The organism is Actinokineospora sp. (genome assembly GCF_052390155.1).
In the GTDB taxonomy this organism is placed as follows: Bacteria; Actinomycetota; Actinomycetes; order Mycobacteriales; family Pseudonocardiaceae; genus Actinokineospora.
The window spans coordinates 16901-36364 of record NZ_JBQTHF010000056.1; the positions used below are offsets into that span (position 1 = coordinate 16901).

Genomic DNA, 19464 nt, shown 5'->3' on the forward strand with positions numbered 1-19464 from the left:
AGCCGGGCTGTCTCAGGTGAAGAGACTGTCCACTTCGGCGCCGAAGTCCTTCATGATCACCCGGCGCTTGAGCTTGAGCGAAGGCGTCAGGTGGCCGGTCTCCGGGCTGAACTCGGTGTCCAGCACGCGGAACTTGCGCACCGACTCCGCCTTGGACACCGCGGCGTTGCCCTCGTCGACCGCCTTCTGGATCTCCGCGAGCAGGTCGGGGTCCTCGGCCAGTTCGGTCACCGTGGCCCCGGCGGGCTTGTCCACCGTGGTCTTCCAGTAGGTGAAGTACTCGGTGTCGACGGTGATCAGGGCGGCGATGTACTTCTGCCCGTCGCCGACCACCATGGCCTGGCCGACCAGCGGGTGCGCGGCGATCCGGTCCTCGATGACGGCGGGCGCGACGTTCTTGCCGCCGCTGGTCACCAGGATCTCCTTCTTGCGCCCGGTGATCGACAGGAAGCCCTCGTCGTCGAGCGCGCCGAGGTCGCCGCTGGCGAACCAGCCGTCCTCGGTCATCGTCTCCTTGGTCGCGGCATCGTTGTTCCAGTAGCCGCGGAAGACCTGCTCGCCCTTGATCAGGATCTCGCCGTCCTCGGCGATGCGGATCGTGGTGCCGGGCAGCGGCTGGCCGACGGTGCCCGCCTTGAAGTTGCCCGGCGCGTTGACCGTGCCCGACGCGGTGGTCTCGGTGAGGCCGTAGCCCTCCAGCACCACCAGGCCGATGCCGCGGTAGAAGTGGGTGAGCCGCAGGCCCAGCGCCGCGCCGCCGGAGATGGCGTACTTGGCCTTGCCGCCCAGGGCGGCGCGCAGCTTCGAGTAGACCAGTCGGTCGAACAGCGCGTGCTTGAGCTTGAGGCCGAGCCCGGCCTTGCCCTCGGCCTCGCTGAAGGCGATCGCGGTGGCCGCGGCCGCGTCGAAGATCTTGCCCTTGCCCGCGGCGTGCGCCTTCTGCCGCGAGCCGTTGTAGACCTTCTCCAGCACATAGGGCACCGACAGGATGAAGGTCGGCTGGAAGGTGGCGAGGTCGTCGAGCAACTTCTTGACGTCCGGGCCGTGGCCCATGGTGGCGCGGGTGTAGACGCAGCCCACCTCGACCATCCGGCCGAACACGTGCGCGATCGGCAGGAACAGCAGCGTGGTGGGGTCCTCGGTGCTGTTCTTGCCCTTGAACAGCGGCGCCAGCACGTCGGTGGCGTAGCCGCACTCGGCGAAGAAGTTGTCGTGGGTCAGCACGCAGCCCTTGGGCTGGCCGGTGGTGCCCGAGGTGTAGATGATCGTGGCGACGTCCGTGCCGGTGACCGCCTTGCGCCGCGCGTCGACGGCGCCGGAGTCGGTGTCCTTGCCCGCGGCGACGATCGTCTCGACCGCGCCGTCCTCGATCTCCCAGACGTGTTGCAGCGCGGGCAGATTGTGCCGCACGCCCTCGACCCTGGCCTTGTGCTCGCCGGACTCCACGATCACCGCGACGGCGCCGGAGTCGGCGAGGATCCACTGCACCTGCTCGGGCGAGGAGGTGACGTAGATCGGCACCGGGACCGCGCCCGCGGCCCAGATGGCGAAGTCGAACAGGGTCCACTCGTAGCGGGTCGCGGCCAGGATGGCGACCCGGTCGCCCGCGCCGATGCCCGCGGCGATCAGGCCCTTGGCGGCGTCGACGACCTCGGTGTGGAACTGCTCCCAGGTCACGTCGTGCCACGGCCCGCCCGGGGTTCGGCGGCGGAACGCCACCTGGTGGCCCGCCTCCGCGGCGTTCGTGTAGACCAGGTCGGCCAGCCCGCCAGTCTCTTCACGCTTCGCGACGGATGGGACGGCGAACTCGCGCATGATCTGCTCCTCGACGGCCACGGTGAGCGCTCGGGCTTGCCCGATCGGAGACAAGCTCGGCTACCTAGCGGTAACTTTGTCGGTATCTTGCCCGCAACCTCCGCGAACGGCCAGAGGGTGTACGCAATCGAAACCTGACCTACCGGACACGCGCAAGGCCCCGGTCGGGACAGGTGTCCCGGCCGGGGCCTCGCGGGTGGATCAGAAGGTCAGTTTGAACGAATCGATGAAGCCGGTGTCGACGCTGTAGACGTCCTGGACGCGCAGTTTCCACGTGCCGTTGGCGACCTCGGTGGAGGCGTTGACCGTGTAGGTGGTGATGACGTTGTCGGCCGAGTCGCTGCCGCTGGAGTTCTTCACCCGGTACGCCGAGCCGTCCGGGGCGATCAGGTCGATGACCAGGTCGCCGCGGTAGGTGTGCTTGATGTCCACGCCGACCTGCAGCGCGGACGGGGCGTTGCCCGCGACCCCGGTGACCGCGATGTTGCTGGTCACGGCCACGCCCGCGTCCGGGATGTTGACGTTGCTGGTGTTCTCGAAGACCTTGCCGGTGGGCGGCGGGGTGCCGCCGCCGAGGTTGGCCGCCGCCTGCGCGATAGCCGCGGACAGCGCGCTGACCTCGGCGTACACGCCCGGGTAGTTCGGCCGGGCACAGCCTTGGCCGTAGGAGGTGATGCCGACCTGGATCCAGGCGTTGTTGGCGTCCCGGCGGAACATCGGGCCGCCGGAGTCGCCCTGGCAGGTGTCCACGCCGCCCTGCGGGAAGCCCGCACAGATCTCCACGGCGACCTTCATGCTCGGGTACGCCTGCCTGCACGTGGTGTCGTTGACGAACGGCACGTCGGCCTTGAGCAGGTAGCGCTGCTGCGCGCCGCCCTCGGTCGCCGCGCCCCAGCCCGCCACGGTGAACGTGCCGGTGTCGTAGGCCGTGGTCGTCGCGATCGGCAGCTTGGCCGCGCCGGTGATCGGGGTGGCGAGCCTGATCAGCGCCCAGTCACCGCCCGCCGACGTGGAGTAGCCGGGGTTGCGGTAGACGTAGTTCGACTGCCGGGTGACCCTGGCGGGGTCCTGCAGGTCGACCGCGCCGTAGGTGGCGGTGATGCTGGTGTTGTTGCCCGTGCTGTTGACGCAGTGCGCCGCGGTCAGCACGAGGTTGTCGCTGTACATCGCGCCGCCGCAGCCCATCGAGAGCCGCACCATCCAGGGGAACTCGCCCTGGGCGGCCCGGGTGCCGCCGACGACCTGCGGCGTCACGGGATCCGATGGTGGCGCGGCCGCGGCCGTGGTGGCCCCCGCGGCGCTGATGATCGCGGCCACGCCCGCCGTCACCAGCACCGCCTTGCGGAACTTGCCGATCCAGGTGCCCTCAGTCACTGGTTGTCCCTTCCCACTTCCACACGGATGCACCGGAGCCCGCCCGGGGTCGGACCGGCTCGGTCGGGAGCCCCCGGACGGGCGGTGCGGCCCGTCCGGGGCGTGTCTCTCTCGGCGGTCTGATCAGGTGGAGCGGAACTAGAAGGTGAGCTTCCAGGAGTCGATGAAGCCCGTGTCGGCGCTGTAGACGTCACGCACGCGCAGCTTCCAACTCCCGTTGGCCACCTCGGACGACGCGTTCACCGAGTAGTTGGTGATCACGTTGGCCGCGGAGTCGCTGCCGCTGGAGTTCTTCAGCCGGTAGGCGCTGCCGTCCGGGGCCACCAGATCGATGACCAGGTCGCCGCGGTAGGTGTGCTTGATGTCCACGTCGACCCGCAGCGTCGCGGGCGCGTTGCCGGTGACCCCGGTGACCGACACGGCGCTGGTGACCGCGGCGCCCGCGTCGGGGATGTTGACGTTGGTGGTGTTCTCGAACACCTTGCCGCCGGGCGGCGGGGTGCCGAGGTTCGCGGCGGCCGCCTGGATCGCGGCGGCGAAGGTGCTCACCTGGGTGTAGACGCCGTACTTGTTCGGCCGCGCGCAGCCGTCGCCCCAGCTCACGATGCCGACCTGGATCCAGGCGTTGTTGGCGTCCCGGCGGAACATCGGGCCGCCGGAGTCACCCTGGCAGGTGTCCACGCCGCCCTGCTGGAAGCCCGCGCAGATCGAGTCGGGCTTCACCAGGTTCGGGTAGCTGCCCGCCGCGCTGCACGTGGTGTCGCTGACGAACGGCACGGTCGCCTTGCGCAGGTACCGCTGCTGGCCGCCGCCCTCACTGGTGGAGCCCCAGCCCGCGATGGTGAACGTGCCGCTGTCGAAGGCCGTGGTGGTGGCGATGGGGAGCAGCGCGGCACCGGGGATCGGGCTGTTGAGCTTGATCAGCGCCCAGTCCTTGCCGGTGGTGACGTCGCTGAACCCGGGCGCGGAGTGCACGTAGGTCGAGGTCCGGGTGATCCTGGTGGAGTCCTGCAGGTCGACGACGCCGTAGGTGACGCCGATGCTGGTGTCCGGCCCGGTGCCGTCGACGCAGTGCGCGGCGGTGAGCACGATCTGGGTGGTGTACATGGCGCCGCCGCAGCCCATGGAGAGCCGGACGAGCCAGGGGAACTCGCCCTTGGCCGCGGTGGTGCCGCCGACGACCTGGGGCGTCAGGTCGCCCGGGTCGGTGGGCGGGGGAGCCGCGACGGCTTGGCCCGCCGCTGTGACCAGGACGGCCGCGATGCCCGCTGCCAGGGCACCCGCCTTCCCGAAGAGGTTCTTGCGCACGATGATTCCTTTCGCGACTGTCCACAGTGGAAGCAGGGGGATGGACGGTCGACGATGTCGTGGTTACGCAGGGGTTTGCTGCCAACCGCCCGATGGGCGGCCGTGTATGGAGATGCTCCGGGCCGACGAGTGGTCAGCCGACCCGGAGCATCCGATCGTGAGTTCTCTCCTGGCGCGGTGGCGTCAGAAGGTGAGCTTCCAGGAGTCGATGAAGCCGGTGTCTACGCTGTAGACGTCCTGGACCCGCAGCTTCCAGATGCCGTTGGCGACCTCGGTGGACGCGTTCACCGTGTAGGTGGTGATCACGTTGTCCGCGGAGTCGCTGCCGCTGGAGTTCTTCATCCGGTAGGCGCTGCCGTCCGGGGCGATCAGGTCGATGACCAGGTCGCCGCGGTAGGTGTGCTTGATGTCCACGCCCACCTGCAGGCCGGACGGGGCGTTGCCCGCCACGCCGCTGACCGTGATGTTGCTGGTGATGGCCGCGCCCGCGTCCGGGATGGTGACGTTCGCGGTGTTCTCGAAGACCGTGCCCGGCGGGGGCGGCGGCGGCGGGGTGCCGTCGCAGGTCAGGCCGATGACCCGGCGCGGGCAGTCGGCGTAGTCGAGCAGGTAGAGCACGGCGTCCTTGTTCCGCGCGGTCTGCGCCGGGATGACCTCGTCGGGCGGGTAGAAGCCGGACAGGCCGCCACCGCTACCCGGGTACATCTCGAAGGTGTAGCCGTAGATCTTGTGCACGCCCCACAGGTAGTCGTCGATCGACCCGTCGGTGATGTACAGGTCGGAGGACTGCTCCGGGGTGTAGCCGTTGGTCTGCGCCATCGCGCGGCCGATGGTGGAGAACACGCGCTCGTCCTCGACGGTCAGACCGGGCGCGGTGTTCGCGGTGGTCCAGCCGAACGGCCACAGGATCAGCTCGCTGTAGGTGTGGAAGTCGATGCCGACGGTGATCTGCTGCTTGCCGCCGATCACCCGGCTGCGCACGAAGTTCGACAGCACCTTGACCTCGGTGCCGGACTCGGGGGCCGTGCCGCGGTAGGTCTCGCTGCCGGTGCTGCCAGAGGAACCGCCGCAGCAGCCCCACTTGTAGTCCCAGTTGCGGTTGAGGTCGGTGCCCACGTTGGACGAGCCCGCGTTGGTCTGCCGGTTCTTGCGCCAGCCGGCGTAGGAGCCGGTGGCGACGTCGAACTCGGCGCCGTCCGGGTTGATCGACGGGATGATCCAGATCTCCCGGGAGTCGACCAGCCCCCTGATCCGGCTGTCCGAGGCGTAGCTCTGGGTGAACGTCTTGACCAGGTACAGGGCCATCTCGACGGTCAGGTGCTCGCGGGCGTGCTGGTTCGAGGTGAACAGCACCTCGGGCTCGTTCTCGTCGGTCGTGACGTTGTCCGAGATCTTGATCGCGAACAGGTCGCGGTTCTGGAAGGTCTTGCCGATGACCTGCTTGCTCAGGATGGCGGGGTAGGCCGCGGCCGCGGCGTTCAACTCGGCCGTCATCTCGGCGTAGTTGTGGTAATTCGAGTCGGCACCGGGGAAGTCCGCGGGCGAGATGGCGCCGCGGGCGCCCGCCGCGGACGGGGACGCCACGGCCTCCGCCTCGACTTTGTAGCCCTGGGCGCGGATCTTGGCGACCTCGGCGGGCGTCGCCGTGATCATGACCCGGCTGTCCTCGGTGCCGTTGATCGCCGCACCGGTCGCCGCGACGGCGCTGCGCTGCTGGGACGTTTTGACCCCGAGAACGTGGTATTCGGCCGACGCCCGGGCGCCCGCGGTCTCCGGCGGGGCGCCGGTCGCATTGCCGTTCATCGAGAAGATCATGGTCATGGCGGCTGCCGCCCCGACCAATACGGACAGGCGTTTGCGTTTCACGCGTGCCTCCTGCAGGGAGTGCCGGAGTTTCCGGCACTGGAGGGTGTGCTTTGTGCCGAACCGCCCGGTCGAACCCTTGGGTGCCCTCACGACCGCGACTGTCCGACGTTGACAGCACGAATACTGACCCGTTGATCGTGACCATCACAAGGCTGCGGAAGAGGTGCTTCGTTCCCGTTTAATTCACACTTGTTTCACGTTCCGCGCGGCCCCGCCCCACCGGACCGCGCGAAAGATACGTACGCCTACCTACCGGTGTCCGGCTTGTCGGCCCGTCCGGGCGCGGGCACCGTGTGCCTCCCGGGGAGGGAGACGCCAACGCCCTCGTCTCCCTCCCCACCCGGCTATGCCAGGTCGTCGGCCTGCAACTCGGCGCGGGAGGCGACGCCCAGCTTGCGCAGCACCCGCGCGGCGTGCTGCTCGACGGTCCGCGGCGAGAGGAACAGCACGTCGGCGATCTCGCGGTTGGTGTGTCCGCCCGCGAGCATCCTGGCCACCTCGTGCTCGCGCGGCGACAGCTCGTTGCCGTAGCCGCGCCTGCCGCGGCGCGACGGCTTGGCGCCGCCCATGCCGCGCAGCAGGTGCCTGCACCGGGCGGCGTCGCGGGTGGCGCCGAGCGCGTCGAAGGTGTCGACCAGGGCGGACAGCACCTCCGTGGCTTTCTCGCTGTCGGACGGCAGCAGGCAGATCGCCTCCCGCTCGGCCACGGTCGCGGCGAAGTAGGGCGCGGGCAGCCGCTCGTAGGCCCCGCCCGCCTCCCGGTAGTGCTCGACAGCCTCGACGAGCTCACCGCTGGACTCGGCGAGCCGCCCACGGCACTGCGCCAGCGCCGCCACGGCGACCGGCACGTCCCGGCCCGCGATGCCTGTCGCGATCTCCTCGACCAGCCCGGCCGCGTCCCGCTCGCGTCCGGCGGCCAGGTAGGCGGCCACCGCGACCGGGCCGATCTCGCTGGCCCACGCCCAGACTCCCTTGGTGCGCACGATGTCCAGGCCGCGGTCGGCGTCCACGCAGGCCCGCGCCACCTCGTCCTGCGCGAGCATCGTCCACGCCAGACCGGCGCAGCCCGCGATGGCGACCGGGGTGATGGACTCTGCCGGGGCGAACGCGCCGGTCTCGGTGAGCAGGCTGGTGGCCTCCGCCCACTCGCCGCGGGCGCCCGCCAGCGAGCCGAGCACCAGGCACAGCTCGCTGGCCACCGGGAACAGGTCGCGGTACTCGTCGAGCAGCCGGGCGGCCCGGTCGGCCAGGCCCGTCCACTCGCCGGTGAACCAGTCGAGCCGGGCCTGGGTGGCGCGGGCGGTGCTCACCACGAACGGCGCCCCGCACTCGGCGGCCAGCCGCAGCCCGCTGCGCAGCAGCTCGCCCGCGAGCCGGAAATGGCCGACCGACGTGCACGCGTCGGCCAGGTTGCAGTGTGCGCGGGCGAGCTGGCGCTGCTCGCCCGCGGTGGCCCCGGTGTCCGGGAGCTGGCCGAGACCGCGCAGCACGGACGGGTCGCCGACGTGCAGCTTGGAGCCGAACTCGTTGGCCAGCAAGGAGATCCGCAGCTCGTTGTCGGCGCACGCGGCGCGGTACCGGTCGGCGAGGTGCAGCCACGGCTCCAGTTCGGCCAGCGTCGCCATGCCGACGAACGGCTGGCCCAGCACGGCCGTGGCCTTGGCGGCCAGGTCGGGCCGCTCGGTCAGGTCGTGGAAGGCGACCTCGATCTCCGAGCGGGCCTCGGCCAGTCTGCCCGCCTGCCGGATCAGCAGGAGTCCGCCGTAGAGCCGCACCTCGCCGCGCGCGGACGTCGACAGCCTGCGGTCGTTGAGCAGCCGCTCCAGGGTCTCGGTCGGATCGTGCTGGTCGAGGCCGGTGTGCGCGACCCGGCCGAGCTTGATCGCCAGCCGGTCGACGTCCTGCGCGGGCACCGACGGCTCGGCGAGCAGCCGCTGCAGCAGCCCGGTGGCGGTGGCCGCGTCGCCCAACTCGGTGGCCCGGTCGGCCGCCGCCTCGCCGTAGTGCAGCCACGCGGCCACCCGGCCCGCGCGCTCGCTGTGCTCGGCGAGCTGCACCAGCGGGCGCGGCTCCACCTGGTCGAGCGCGTCGATGGCCCGGGTGTGCAGCTTGCGGCGGTCTGGTCCGCCGAGGGTGTCGTAGACCGCCTGCTGGGCCAGCGCGTGCCGGAACCCGTAGCGACCGCCCTCGACCTCGTGCAGCACGTGCCCGGTGAGCGCGTGCGTGAGTGCGGCGCCGACCCTGGGCGCGGCGATCGCGGCGACCTCGCCGAGCAGCTCGGCCGGGGCGGGTACGCCCAGCACGGCGGCGGCCTGCGCCAGCCGGGTGGCCGTGGTCGGCAGCGCCGCGAGCCGCTCGGCCATCGCGTCGCGCAGCAGCACGGGCACCTCGACGGTGTCGAGCAGCCTGCGCGCGGCGGCGCCGTCGGCGTGCACCGCGCCAGCCGGGTTGCGCAGCGCCCGCAGCGTCTCCTCGACCACGAACGGGATGCCCGCGGTGCGCTCGTGCAGCTTCGCGGCGAACTCCGCGGACACCGCGTCCTCGTCCAGGATCGCCGCGGTCAGCGCGCGCACCTCGTCGACGTCGAGCGGGCCGAGTTCGACGAGCATGCTGGTGATCCCGGTGGGCGGGCGGTAGGCCGTGCCGAGCGGGATGCCGCCGGGGGTGTCCTCGCGGCGGTAGGTGACCACGATGGTCAGGTTCGCGGGCGGGTCGCCCATCAGGAACCGCAGGAGCTGGCGCGATCCGTCGTCGGCCCAGTGCAGATCCTCGATCACCAGCAGCACCGGGCCAAGCGCGCTCAGCAGCTCGCGCAGGGCGCGGAAGAGCCGGTGCCGATCCGCGCGCGGGTCGCCGGTCGGCGGCAGCGGGTCCGGCAGGAACTCGCTGATCTCGGGCAGCAGCGGGCCGATCACCCCGGTCACGGGAGTCAGTTTGGGACGGTGGCCGAGGCGTTCGTCCGCGCCCCGCAGGGCTTCCAGGACCGCGCCGTAGGGAAACGGCTCGCCGACGGGCTGGCAGTAGCCGATCAGGACGGACAGCGGGCCGAGGTCGGTGTCCAGGAGTTCGCGGACGAGCCTGCTCTTCCCGACTCCCGCCTCGCCCTCGATCATGATCACCGCCGGTTGGGCGGGCACCGCCGAGCGCAGGGAACCGAGCTGGTGGCCCCGGCCGACCAGCACGGGGGAGCTGGTCCGCATCAAGGTGGCGCGGTTCGCGTTCGGTTTCGGTGTCCGCGTCATCCACTTTCCCGGATCAGGGTTGGGGTGTGTTTTTCGGAGCGTAGGCGGCTTCGCGGTGATCTGAAACTCGGTTGCGAGTAGTCGATCTTCAGTGAAAGACGGGTATCCCTACGTACCGATACCCGGATTGTTCGCGCTCCGCCGCCGCCCGATGGTGATCCGCAAGTGGCTGTCAGTTACCTACCCTGCCCGACGGCCACGCCTCCGAGTGGCGCCGTTCACCCGGTGGAGCGAAATGGAGAAGCTAGATGCGACATGATCGCAAAACCCGCCGCCGGGTCGCCGTAGCCTGCCTGGCCGCGGGCGCCGCCGTGCTGGCTGTCGCGACCGTCCCGGTGTCCGCCCAAGCGGCGACCGGCGCGATCCTCGGGTCCGCCCAGCCGGTCGCGGGCAGCTACATCGTCGTGCTCAAGGACGCCACGGCGGGTGCCCCGGCCACCAACGGCGCGGCGTTCGACCTGGCCAGGCAGTACGGCGGCAAGGTCAAGCTCACCTACACCTCGTCCATCCGCGGCTTCGCGGTGCAGCTCGACGAGGCGGGCGCCAAGCGGCTCGCCGCGAACCCGGCCGTCGCGTACGTGCAGCAGGACGGCGTCGCGCGGATGACCGACACGCAGCCCAACGCCACCTGGGGGCTCGACCGGGTCGACCAGCGCGCCATGCCGCTGGACTCGAACTACACCTACCCCAACACCGCGTCGAACGTGAACGCGTACATCTTGGACACCGGCGTCCACAAGCAGCACGCGGAGTTCGAGGGCCGCGCCAAGGACGGGTACGACTTCATCGACAACGACGGCGACGCGTCGGACTGCCAGGGGCACGGCACGCACGTCGCGGGCACGGTCGGGGCCAAGACCTACGGGGTGGCCAAGAAGGTCAACCTGATCAGCGTCCGGGTGCTCGACTGCCAGGGCTCCGGCCAGTTCTCGCAGATCATCGCGGGCGTCGACTGGGTGGCCAAGAACGCGGTCAAGCCCGCGGTGGCGAACATGAGCCTCGGCGGCGGTGGCGACACGGCCACCGACAACGCGGTGAAGAAGGCCATCCAGGCGGGCGTCACCTTCGTTGTGGCGTCGGGCAATTCGAACACCGACGCGTGCGGCACGTCGCCCGCGCGGGTGCCGGAGGCCATCACGGTCAACGCGACGGACAACCAGGACAACCGGTCCTCGTTCTCCAACTACGGTTCCTGCACCGATATCTTCGCGCCGGGCACCAACATCACCTCCACCAAGAACGGCGGCGGCACCCACCAGCTCAGCGGCACGTCGATGGCCACCCCGCACACCGTTGGCGCGGCGGCGATGTACCTGTCGGCCAACACCGCCGCCACCCCGGCGCAGGTGCGCAACGCGTTGGTGGACAACGGAACCAAGAACGTGGTGACGAGCCCGGGGTCCGGCTCCACCAACAGCCTGCTCTACGTCGGCTTCATCGGCGGCGACCCGGAGCCGCCGACCTGCGCGGGCGGCACCAACGGCGACGATGTGTCCATTCCAGACAATGCCACGGCGGTGTCCTCGTCGGTGTCGGTGACCAACTGCACCGGCAAGGCGTCCACCGCGACGAAGGTGAAGGTGGACATCAACCACACCTACACCGGTGACCTGGTGATCGACCTGGTCGGCCCGTCCGGCGCGGTCTACAACGTGAAGAAGGCCCGTGGCGCCAGTTCCGCGGCGGGCGTGCACGAGACCTTCACCGTCGACGCGTCGGCGGAGAACCGCAACGGCACCTGGAAGCTCCAGGTGACCGACGTCCTGAGCTACGACGTCGGCACCATCGACACCTGGACGATCTCCTTCTAGTCGTCGCGGTCCAAGGAAACCCGGGCATCCGCCGCGCGGTGCGATCGCGCCGCGGGTGCCCGGGCCGTGTGTTCCCGAATGGCGATCCCTTCTGTCGGCCGTGTGTCGACCTTCGTGGAAGGACAAGAAATGCACCGAACAACTCGCCCCCGCGGGCGGGTCGCGCTCGCCGTGCTGGGCGTGGCGTCCGTCGCCGCGACCCTGGTGGCCGTGGCGAGCCCGGCCACCGCGGCCGAGGCGGACTTCGTGCGCGCCAGGCAACCCGCGGCGGGCCGCGGCTTCGTCGTGTCGCTCAAGCCCGGCGCCGCCACCGCGAGCGCGGCGTCGATCCAGGCCGCTTCCGTTGGCCTGGTCCAGTCCTACGGCGGAAACCTGGACTTCGTGTTCTCCGCGTCGATGCGGGGTTTCCTCGTCAAGGGCCTGTCGGAGACGGGCGCGCGCAGGCTGGCGGCCGACCCGGCGGTCAAGCGCGTGTTCCAGGACGGCACCGCGCACGCCGCCGTGGTCCAGGACAACGCGACCTGGGGCATCGACCGCACCGACCAGCGGAACCTGCCGCTGGACACGAAGTACAACTACACCGCCACCGCGTCGAACGTGACGGTCTACGTCACCGACACCGGAATCCAGACCGCGCACAGTGAATTCGAAGGCCGCGCGAGCGTCGGCGCCGACTTCGTTGGCGACGGCAGGGAAGGCATCGACTGTTCCGGCCACGGCACGCACGTGTCCGGCACGATCGGCGGCAAGACCTGGGGCGTGGCAAAGAAAGCCAAGCTGGTGTCGGTTCGGATGCTCGGCGAGAACTGCGGCGGCAGCGCGCCGGACTCGGCGGGTGTACGCGCCATCGAGTGGATCACCGCGAACGGCGTCAAACCCGCCATCGTCAACGCTAGTTGGACTTTCGACAGCGCCGACATCGGCGACGACGCCATCGCGGGCCTGCTCCGCACGGGCATCCAACTCGTCGCGGCCTCCGGCAACAGCTCGGCCGACGCCTGCGCGACAGGCCCGGCCAACATCGCCGACATCATCACGGTGAACGCCACGAGCCGCACGGATGCCCGCGCGTCGTTCTCGAACTACGGCTCGTGCTCGGATATCTTCGCCCCCGGTGACAACATCACCTCGGCGTCGCTGTCCAACAACGGCAGCACCACCATGTCCGGCACGTCAATGGCTTCCCCGCACGTCGCGGGCGTCGGCGCGCTTTACCTGTCGGGCAACACTTCCGCTTCCCCGCAACAGGTTCGCGACGCGCTGGTCACCAACGCCACCGACGGCAAGGTCACCAACCCGGGTTCCGGCTCGCCGAACAAGCTGCTCTACAGCGGGTTCATCGGCGGCGGCGACCCGGAGCCGCCGACCTGCAACGGCGGCACCAACGGCACCGATATGTCCATTCCAGACAACAACACCCCGGTGTCCTCGTCGGTGTCGGTCACCAACTGCACCGGCAAGGCGCCCGCCGCAACCAAGGTGAAGGTGGACATCAACCACACCTACACCGGTGACCTCGCCATCGACCTCGTCGGCCCGTCCGGCGCGGTCCACAGCCTGAAGAAGGCCCGCGGCGCCAGTTCCGCCACGGGCGTGCACGAGACCTTCACCGTCGACGCGTCGGCGGAGAACCGCAACGGCACCTGGAAACTCCAGGTGACCGACGTCTACACCTACGACACCGGCACCATCGACACCTGGACCGTCACCCTGTAGGGCGTGTCCCGCGTTCGGACAACTGACAAGTACGGCCTTGGAGGCGTCCACATCGGACGCCTCCAAGCCGTGGTTCACCAGTCCCAGCGGATGCCGCGGATCGCCGCGTCGGAGTCGCGCATGATCGCGTGCACCCCCGCCAGCGTCCCGATCTCCAACTTGCCCAGCACCGTTTCCGGCGCCCGCACGGTGGTCTGCGCGTACTCGTGGCACCGCGCGGGCAGCGCGGTCGGGTGGAAGTTGACCTGGAGCAGGTATTCCCGCGTCGCGCGGCGGGTGGCGCGGGTGTACCGGGTCGACCGGCCGACCCCGAACCAGCGCACCTCGTACTCGAACATCGCCGTGTCCCCGGCTTTCAGCCTGCGGTCGAACAGGATCTCCGCGACGGTGAACCGGCTCGCGGGCTGAGTCCGCGTGCGCCCGATCAGGCAGCCGGTCCCCGCGACGACCACGGGCAGCGCCCGGTCGGTCCGTTCCGCCTGGTGCAGCACCACACACGAGCCCAGCCAGTCCACTTCGGACCGAACCACGATGCGCACCCTGGTGTGGTAGTCGCGCCGCTGGTGGTCGAGGAAGTGCTGGTCCTGCACGCTCAGGTAGGTCAGTGCGGTCGGTTCGGGTTCGCCGAGTTCGGCCAGGATCGGCGCCAGACCCGTTGTGGTGTCCCACAACGCCTCGTGCGGCCGAACGAGGCCGCCGCGCGACACCCACCGCCCGCGGGGTTTTCGGGGGCCCAGCAGCGTCAGCAGGTACCCGTTCGGCAGTCCCAGCACCTCCTCGATGACGCGCACCGCGTGCAGCGAATCGGGGCGTTCCGGGCGGGTCCGGCCGCGGCGCCAGTAGCTCAGGGTCGACAGGCTGACCTTCGCGCCGCGCGCGGCAACGCGCCGCTGCAGGTGTTCCAGGCTCATGCCGCTGCGCTCGATCGTGCGCGACAGCACCGCGGGAAAGGTCTCCAGCACAACGGCTTCGGGATACCGGGGATGGTTGTTCATGATCCTTGCCTCCACAAAGCAGGACGGCAGGCCCTCGGGTGAAGGGCCTGCCGTCCTGCCGATCAGGTGTCGCGGTGAGTCAGCTCGCGATCCGCTTCGGTCCGGCCGAGTTCATGCCGAACCGGGTCACGGTCAGCGTGAACGTGGTGGTGCCGGTCTTTCCGTCGGCCGAGGTGGCCTTGATGGTGATGGGGTAGCTGCCGGGTGGGGTCTGGAAGTTGGTGAACAGCCAGACCTGGCTGGCGCCGTTCTGCCCGATGGTGGCCGGGTTGAACTGCACCTGCGCGCCGGCGGGGGCGCCCGAGGCCGACAGGGTCAGGTTGCCGGTGCCGCCGCTCGCGCTCACCCGCGTCTGCACGATCTGGCCCTGCCACCCGCTGCCCGACGACGGTGTCGCGGTGACCCGGACGTCGCCGACCGGCGGTTCGGTGCTGCCCTCGACGGTGAGCGAGACCGTGGTGGTCGCGGTCTTGCCCGCCGCGTTGGTCCCGGTGACGGTCACGGTGGACGTGCCCGCGGTGGCCGTGGCCGAGGCGTCGAAGGTCAGCTTCGCCGTCGACCCGGTGCTGATCGAGGTCGGCTGGAACACGGCGTTGACTCCGCTGGGCAGACCCGACGCGGACAGCGAGATGTCTTCCGCCCCAACGGAACCCTGGGTGCTGGACACCGTCGTGGAGATGAACTTGCCCTTGGCGACCTTGACGCTGCCCGGCGACACGGCGAGCTTGAAGTCGCCAACCGGGGGCTGTCCGCCGCCGGTCACGGTCAGCGAGAACGTACCCGCGGCCGACTTGCCGCTCGACGTGGTGCCGGTGACGGTGACCTCATGGGTGCCGTTCGCCGCGTCGGCCGCCGCGTCGAAGGTGATCTTCGCCGACGAGCCGGTGGTGACCGAGGTCGGCTGGAACACCGCCTTGACCCCGCTCGGCAGACCCGACGCCGACAGTGTCGCGCTCTCCGCGCCGCTCTCGCCCACGGTGGTGTTCACTGTGGCGGACAAGAACTTGCCCGCCGCGACAGAGCCGCTGGTCGGGCTGACCGACAGGCCGAAGTCGCCGACCGGCGGGTTCGTCGTGCCGATCTCCTGCTTGACCCAGTCGCCCATCTCGTTGGTGAGTCGACCCCACACGCCGTACCACTTGAAGTCGGCCCGGCTCCACGACGCGACACCGATGATCTTGTTGTCGACGATCAGCGGGCCGCCGCTGTCGCCGGGCAGGATCGTCGTGCGGCCGTCGGGGTAGCCCGCGCAGACCATCGTGGCGGCCTTGAAGCCCGCGCCGACCCCGGTGCAGACCTGCGCGCCGTTGACGATCGGCAGGGTCGCCTTGTCCAGGGTGACGTCGCGCAGGTTGTCGTCGAAGTCCTTCTTGCCGTAGCCGAAGCCGAGTCCGCTGCGGCCAGGCGCTTCGAGCCCGGCGTCGGCGGAGGTGGCCACCCGCGGGTACGCCGCGCCGCCCTTGAGCGCGATGTCGCGGTCCACCGTGACGACCGCGACGTCGAAGCCCTGGTCGAAGTTGACGTACTTCGGGTGCTTCTTGTACTCGACCACCTTGACCGCGAAACCCGTTCCGCTGCCGCCGTTGTAGTCCTTGAGGTCGTCCAGGCCGTAGACGAAGCTCTTCTCGCCCTGGGCATCCGCGCAGTGCGCGGCGATCAGGATCTTGCGCGGTGCCACGACGGTGCCCGAGCAGGTCTGGCCCTCGGGGCGGACACCGCCCGCGCGCAGGCCCGCGATGATCCCGGGAAACTCGCTCACGGTGGCGTTCTCGCCGTTGTGGAACAGCGGGCTCACGTCGCCGCTTCTGGCGGGAACGGTGTCGCCCTCGAAGTTCGCCGCGGGAGTGGTCGCCGGACTGGCGGCGGTCGGCTCGACCGCGGCCGCGATGCTGGTGCCGATCGGCACCAGCACCGTGGCGGCGGCCAGCGCCAGCAGGCCCCAGGACCGTGGTGTTCGTTTCACGATGGTTCCTCTCCGAATCAGGAACGCTCGCCTCTAGGCAGGGACGGCGGCGGTTCGCTGCTGGTCACTTTCAAGTGACGCCCGGTGAGGAACAATCAGGATGCGTATCCGTAGGGGTACGGAACTTTATCCGGGCCCGCCGCAACCATCGACGTTCGTCTATGCTGGCCGGGTGGCGGGAACTCTCGGACTCGACAGCGAAGCGGCGGCGACGTATGCGAACTGGTTCGCCTGCCTGGCCGATCCGACCAGGGTGACGGTGTTGCACGCGGTCGCCGTGGCCCCGCGCGAGGTGTCGGTCGGCGTGCTGGCCACCCAGGTCGGCATCACCCAGCCGACGTGTTCGCACCACCTGCGCAAGCTCGCCGACGTCGGTTTCGTGTTGCTGCGCAAGGAAGGCACCCAGACCCTGGTCTCCATCAACGACGCCTGCTGCGTCGGCCTCCCGCACGCCGCCGACGTCGTGATGGGCGCGCTGGCCGCCCGCCCGTGCTGCCCGGCCGACCTGCCCGCCGACGTCCGCGTCCGCCCGCTGCGCGAGGACGACTGGCCGGTGGTCCGCCGGATCTACGCCGAGGGCATCGCCACCGGCGAGGCGACGTTCGAGACGAAGGTCCCCCCGCGCGACACCCTCGACCGCAAGTGGCTGCCGGACCATCGCTGGGTGGCCGAAGTGGACGGTGAACCGGTCGGCTGGGCGGCGCTGGCGCCCGTGTCCACCCGCGCGTGCTACGCGGGTGTGGTGGAGAACTCGCTGTACGTGGCGGAATCCGCCCGCGGCCGGGGCGTCGGCAAGACCCTGATTCACCGCCAGGTCACCGCGGCCGACGAGGGTGGCCTGTGGACGATCCAGGCCGGGATCTTCCCGGAGAACAAGGGAAGCGTCGCCCTGCACCGCTCGGCGGGCTTCCGCACCATCGGCCTGCGCGAACGCATCGCCCGCCTGGACGGCCGCTGGCGCGACACCGTCCTCATGGAACGCCGCGCCGGATGATGGACACGACCGCCGAGACCCGGCTGCGGATGAGCAGGCAGCGTTCTCGCGACACCGGCACCGAACTGGCCCTGCGCCGCGCGCTGCACGCGCTCGGCCTGCGTTACCGCGTGCACCGCAGACCCGTGCCCGGCGTCCGCCGCGAGGCCGATGTGGTCTTCGGCCCCACCCAGGTGGCGGTCTTTGTGGACGGCTGCTTCTGGCACGGCTGCCCCGACCACGCCACCTGGCCCAAACGCAACGCGGCGTTCTGGCGGACCAAGATCGAGACCAACCGCGCCCGCGACCTCGACACGGACGGTAAATTGGCGTCCCTGGGCTGGCTGGCCGTGCGGGTGTGGGAACACGAGGACCCGGCCGCCGCCGCCCACCGAATCAGCGCGGTCGTCGCCGCCAGACGGGACACGGCGCGTGGGCAGGGCGAAAGTCCGCCGCCGGGCTAGCCTGGCCCCGTGGCGCTCTCCATGATCGACCTGTTCGCCGGCTGCGGCGGCATGACCTCGGGGTTCGTCGCGGCAGGCGGCTACCACCCGGTCCTCGCCGTGGAGTGGGACCTGCACGCCGCCGCCACCTACGCGGCGAATTTCGGCGAGGACCACGTCCGCTGGGCCGACATCGCCGACATCCCGGATGCCGACATCCCCGCCGCCGACGTCATCATCGGCGGCCCGCCCTGCCAGGGCTTCTCCAACCTGGGCGCCCGCGACGTCGACGATCCGCGCAACCAACTCTGGAAGCAGTACCTGCGCTTCGTCCGGCACGCCCGCCCCGCCGCCTTCGTCATCGAGAACGTCGACCGCTTCCTGACCTCCGCCGAGTTCGGGCTACTGCGCGCCGAAGCCCGCCCCGGCGGCCTGCTCGACGGCTACGACCTGACGCCCGGCCTGCTGCTCGCCGCCGACTTCGGGGTGCCGCAGCGCCGCAAACGCGCCTTCGTCATCGGCTCCCGCGTCGGCGCCATCCCCCTGCCCGCGCCCACCCACCCCCGCGACCGCTGGCACGGCGTCCGCTCGGTGCTGGCCGGGCTCCCCGAGAAACCGGTCAGCACCAGCCTGCCGGACTCTACGGTCGAACTCTTCGGCCGCCGCGTGCCCGGCCGGTTCAAGAGCCCCGACCTGCACCTGGGCCGCAACCCGACCGCGCTCTCCCTGCAGCGCTACCGCCACATTCCCCCCGGCGGCGGCCGGTTCGACCTGCCCGACCACCTGCTGCCCCGCTGTTGGCGCGACAAGAAAACCGGCACCACCGACGTCATGGGCCGCATGCGCTGGGACGAGCCGTCGCTCACCATCCGCACCGAGTTCTACAAGCCGGAGAAGGGCCAGTACCTGCACCCCGGCCACCGGGTGGACCGCCCGATCACCCACCTCGAAGCCGCCCGCCTGCAAACCTTCCCCGACCCGTACGAGTGGTGTGGGACGAAGATCCAGGTGGCGAAGCAGATCGGCAACGCCGTCCCGCCGATGCTGGCCGAAGCCATCGCCCACCACGTCCGCGCCCACCTGCGCGGCGGCAGGCCCACCACCCCGCCGTGCCGACTGTGCTCGACGTGACGAGCCTCCCCGCTCCCGTCGCGGCGCGGTAGGCCCCCCTCGTCTTCCCGCCGCTGACCCGACCGCCGAATGCCTACTTTAACGCAACTATTCGCCATTAACAGGCACCGGTGTTTCGTCGGCGAGTCGGGCCTCGACCCTCCGGGATCATCGGCGGCATGACTGGCTGGAAGCGCGAGTTGGATCCCTCGGTGCCCCTTGGCCCCGCCCTCCGGCAGCGCCGCGACGACCTCGGGTTGAACCAGAAAGTCGTGGCGAAACGGGCGGGTGTCTCGCGCTCCACCGTGCAGAACCTGGAGCGGGTGGGCCAGTCGGGCAAACAGGTCGAGTCGAGGTTCGAGACGATCAACTCGGTGGCCAGGGCGCTCGAACTCGACCCCCGCGAGGTGTTGGCCCGGACCGACCACAAGCCGGACAAGTACGAACCGTCCCAGGCGGGCAGACCGATCGCGACCGTCGCCGAGATCACCAGCCTGGCAAACCAACTGACCGAGCCGGAGCGCCGAACGCTCATCGACATCATCCGCACGTTCAAAGGCTGGCTGCCGACCTCATCGCCCGCGACCGTCGAGCGCTATCGCCACGGTGCCTCGCTCAGCGAGCCGGAATCCCCCCGCGACCCTGACCGAACCGCCGAGTAACAAGAATCAGGCCCTGACCGGCTTTGCGCTGGTCAGGGCCTGATTTCACCCGGCGAAAGGTGGTGCCCCCGGCATGATTCGAACATGCGACACACGGTTTAGGAAACCGATGCTCTATCCCCTGAGCTACGAGGGCGGGCGAGCCATACGATACCGCGTCGTCCTGCGGGGTGACGCGGGTGTGGG

General features: G+C 70.3%; 13 protein-coding genes, 1 tRNA gene and 2 pseudogenes. 6 read left to right on the plus strand and 10 right to left on the minus strand.

Going from position 1 to position 19464, the window contains the following annotated elements:
• Positions 1-12 precede the first annotated feature (12 nt).
• The 7 genes and pseudogenes from ACT4N7_RS19090 to ACT4N7_RS19120 form a co-directional block, all read right to left on the minus strand.
• A complete protein-coding gene (locus ACT4N7_RS19090) occupies positions 13-1815 on the minus strand; it encodes an AMP-dependent synthetase/ligase (RefSeq protein WP_444830314.1) in 1803 nt (600 codons plus the stop codon).
• Positions 1816-2016: 201 nt separating this feature from the next.
• Positions 2017-2316: a proprotein convertase P-domain-containing protein gene (locus ACT4N7_RS19095; RefSeq protein WP_444830315.1), complete on the minus strand. Its 300-nt coding sequence runs from the start codon at positions 2314-2316 to the stop codon at positions 2017-2019.
• 72 nt (positions 2317-2388) lie between these two features.
• Positions 2389-3189, minus strand: a pseudogene (locus ACT4N7_RS19100) (S1 family peptidase); the annotation flags it as partial.
• 138 nt (positions 3190-3327) lie between these two features.
• Positions 3328-3669: a proprotein convertase P-domain-containing protein gene (locus tag ACT4N7_RS19105; protein ID WP_444830316.1), complete on the minus strand. Its 342-nt coding sequence runs from the start codon at positions 3667-3669 to the stop codon at positions 3328-3330.
• 24 nt (positions 3670-3693) lie between these two features.
• Positions 3694-4500: pseudogene (locus ACT4N7_RS19110) on the minus strand (S1 family peptidase); the annotation flags it as partial.
• A 180-nt stretch (positions 4501-4680) separates the two neighbouring features.
• Entirely contained in the window at positions 4681-6363 is a 1683-nt protein-coding gene (locus ACT4N7_RS19115; RefSeq protein WP_444830135.1) for a M14 family metallopeptidase, read from the minus strand.
• Between the two features lie 344 nt (positions 6364-6707).
• Complete coding sequence (locus tag ACT4N7_RS19120; protein WP_444830136.1) at positions 6708-9605, minus strand: ATP-binding protein; 2898 nt, start codon at positions 9603-9605, stop codon at positions 6708-6710.
• Between the two features lie 248 nt (positions 9606-9853).
• Here ACT4N7_RS19120 and ACT4N7_RS19125 point away from each other — a divergent pair, with 248 nt between their 5' ends.
• Both ACT4N7_RS19125 and ACT4N7_RS19130 read left to right on the plus strand, forming a co-directional pair.
• Positions 9854-11416, plus strand: coding sequence for a S8 family serine peptidase (locus ACT4N7_RS19125; protein ID WP_444830137.1), 1563 nt, complete (start codon positions 9854-9856; stop codon positions 11414-11416).
• A 129-nt stretch (positions 11417-11545) separates the two neighbouring features.
• Positions 11546-13132: a S8 family peptidase gene (locus ACT4N7_RS19130; RefSeq protein WP_444830138.1), complete on the plus strand. Its 1587-nt coding sequence runs from the start codon at positions 11546-11548 to the stop codon at positions 13130-13132.
• Between the two features lie 74 nt (positions 13133-13206).
• Here ACT4N7_RS19130 and ACT4N7_RS19135 read toward each other — a convergent pair whose 3' ends face one another.
• Both ACT4N7_RS19135 and ACT4N7_RS19140 read right to left on the minus strand, forming a co-directional pair.
• A complete protein-coding gene (locus tag ACT4N7_RS19135; RefSeq protein WP_444830139.1) occupies positions 13207-14127 on the minus strand; it encodes a hypothetical protein in 921 nt (306 codons plus the stop codon).
• A gap of 79 nt (positions 14128-14206) precedes the next feature.
• Positions 14207-16090 (minus strand): trypsin-like serine protease, encoded by a 1884-nt coding sequence (locus ACT4N7_RS19140; RefSeq protein ID WP_444830140.1) that lies wholly within the window; start codon positions 16088-16090, stop codon positions 14207-14209.
• 172 nt (positions 16091-16262) lie between these two features.
• On the opposite strand from ACT4N7_RS19140, the gene ACT4N7_RS19145 reads away from it, so the two are divergent.
• The 4 genes from ACT4N7_RS19145 (at position 16263) to ACT4N7_RS19160 (ending at position 19278) form a co-directional block, all read left to right on the plus strand.
• A complete protein-coding gene (locus ACT4N7_RS19145) occupies positions 16263-17084 on the plus strand; it encodes a helix-turn-helix domain-containing GNAT family N-acetyltransferase (protein WP_444830141.1) in 822 nt (273 codons plus the stop codon).
• Positions 17084-17527 carry a very short patch repair endonuclease gene (locus tag ACT4N7_RS19150; protein ID WP_444830317.1) on the plus strand — a complete coding sequence of 148 codons (444 nt, stop codon included), beginning with the start codon at positions 17084-17086 and terminating at the stop codon, positions 17525-17527. Before ACT4N7_RS19145 ends, ACT4N7_RS19150 begins: the two co-directional genes overlap by 1 nt.
• Before the next feature lie 9 nt (positions 17528-17536).
• A complete protein-coding gene (locus ACT4N7_RS19155) occupies positions 17537-18637 on the plus strand; it encodes a DNA cytosine methyltransferase (protein WP_444830142.1) in 1101 nt (366 codons plus the stop codon).
• 158 nt (positions 18638-18795) lie between these two features.
• On the plus strand, positions 18796-19278 hold the full coding sequence (locus ACT4N7_RS19160) for a helix-turn-helix domain-containing protein (RefSeq protein ID WP_444830143.1): 483 nt from the start codon (positions 18796-18798) through the stop codon (positions 19276-19278).
• 60 nt (positions 19279-19338) lie between these two features.
• Here ACT4N7_RS19160 and ACT4N7_RS19165 read toward each other — a convergent pair.
• A tRNA-Arg gene (locus ACT4N7_RS19165) sits at positions 19339-19414 on the minus strand.
• Positions 19415-19464 lie beyond the last annotated feature (50 nt).

Coding starts and splice junctions, on each gene's coding strand:
- ACT4N7_RS19135 (WP_444830139.1), bottom strand. CDS start 14,127: ATGAACAACCATCCCCGGTATCCCGAAGCCGTTGTGCTGGAGACCTTT.
- ACT4N7_RS19120 (WP_444830136.1), bottom strand. CDS start 9,605: ATGACGCGGACACCGAAACCGAACGCGAACCGCGCCACCTTGATGCGG.
- ACT4N7_RS19160 (WP_444830143.1), top strand. CDS start 18,796: ATGACTGGCTGGAAGCGCGAGTTGGATCCCTCGGTGCCCCTTGGCCCC.
- ACT4N7_RS19090 (WP_444830314.1), bottom strand. CDS start 1,815: ATGCGCGAGTTCGCCGTCCCATCCGTCGCGAAGCGTGAAGAGACTGGC.
- ACT4N7_RS19150 (WP_444830317.1), top strand. CDS start 17,084: ATGGACACGACCGCCGAGACCCGGCTGCGGATGAGCAGGCAGCGTTCT.
- ACT4N7_RS19125 (WP_444830137.1), top strand. CDS start 9,854: ATGCGACATGATCGCAAAACCCGCCGCCGGGTCGCCGTAGCCTGCCTG.
- ACT4N7_RS19130 (WP_444830138.1), top strand. CDS start 11,546: ATGCACCGAACAACTCGCCCCCGCGGGCGGGTCGCGCTCGCCGTGCTG.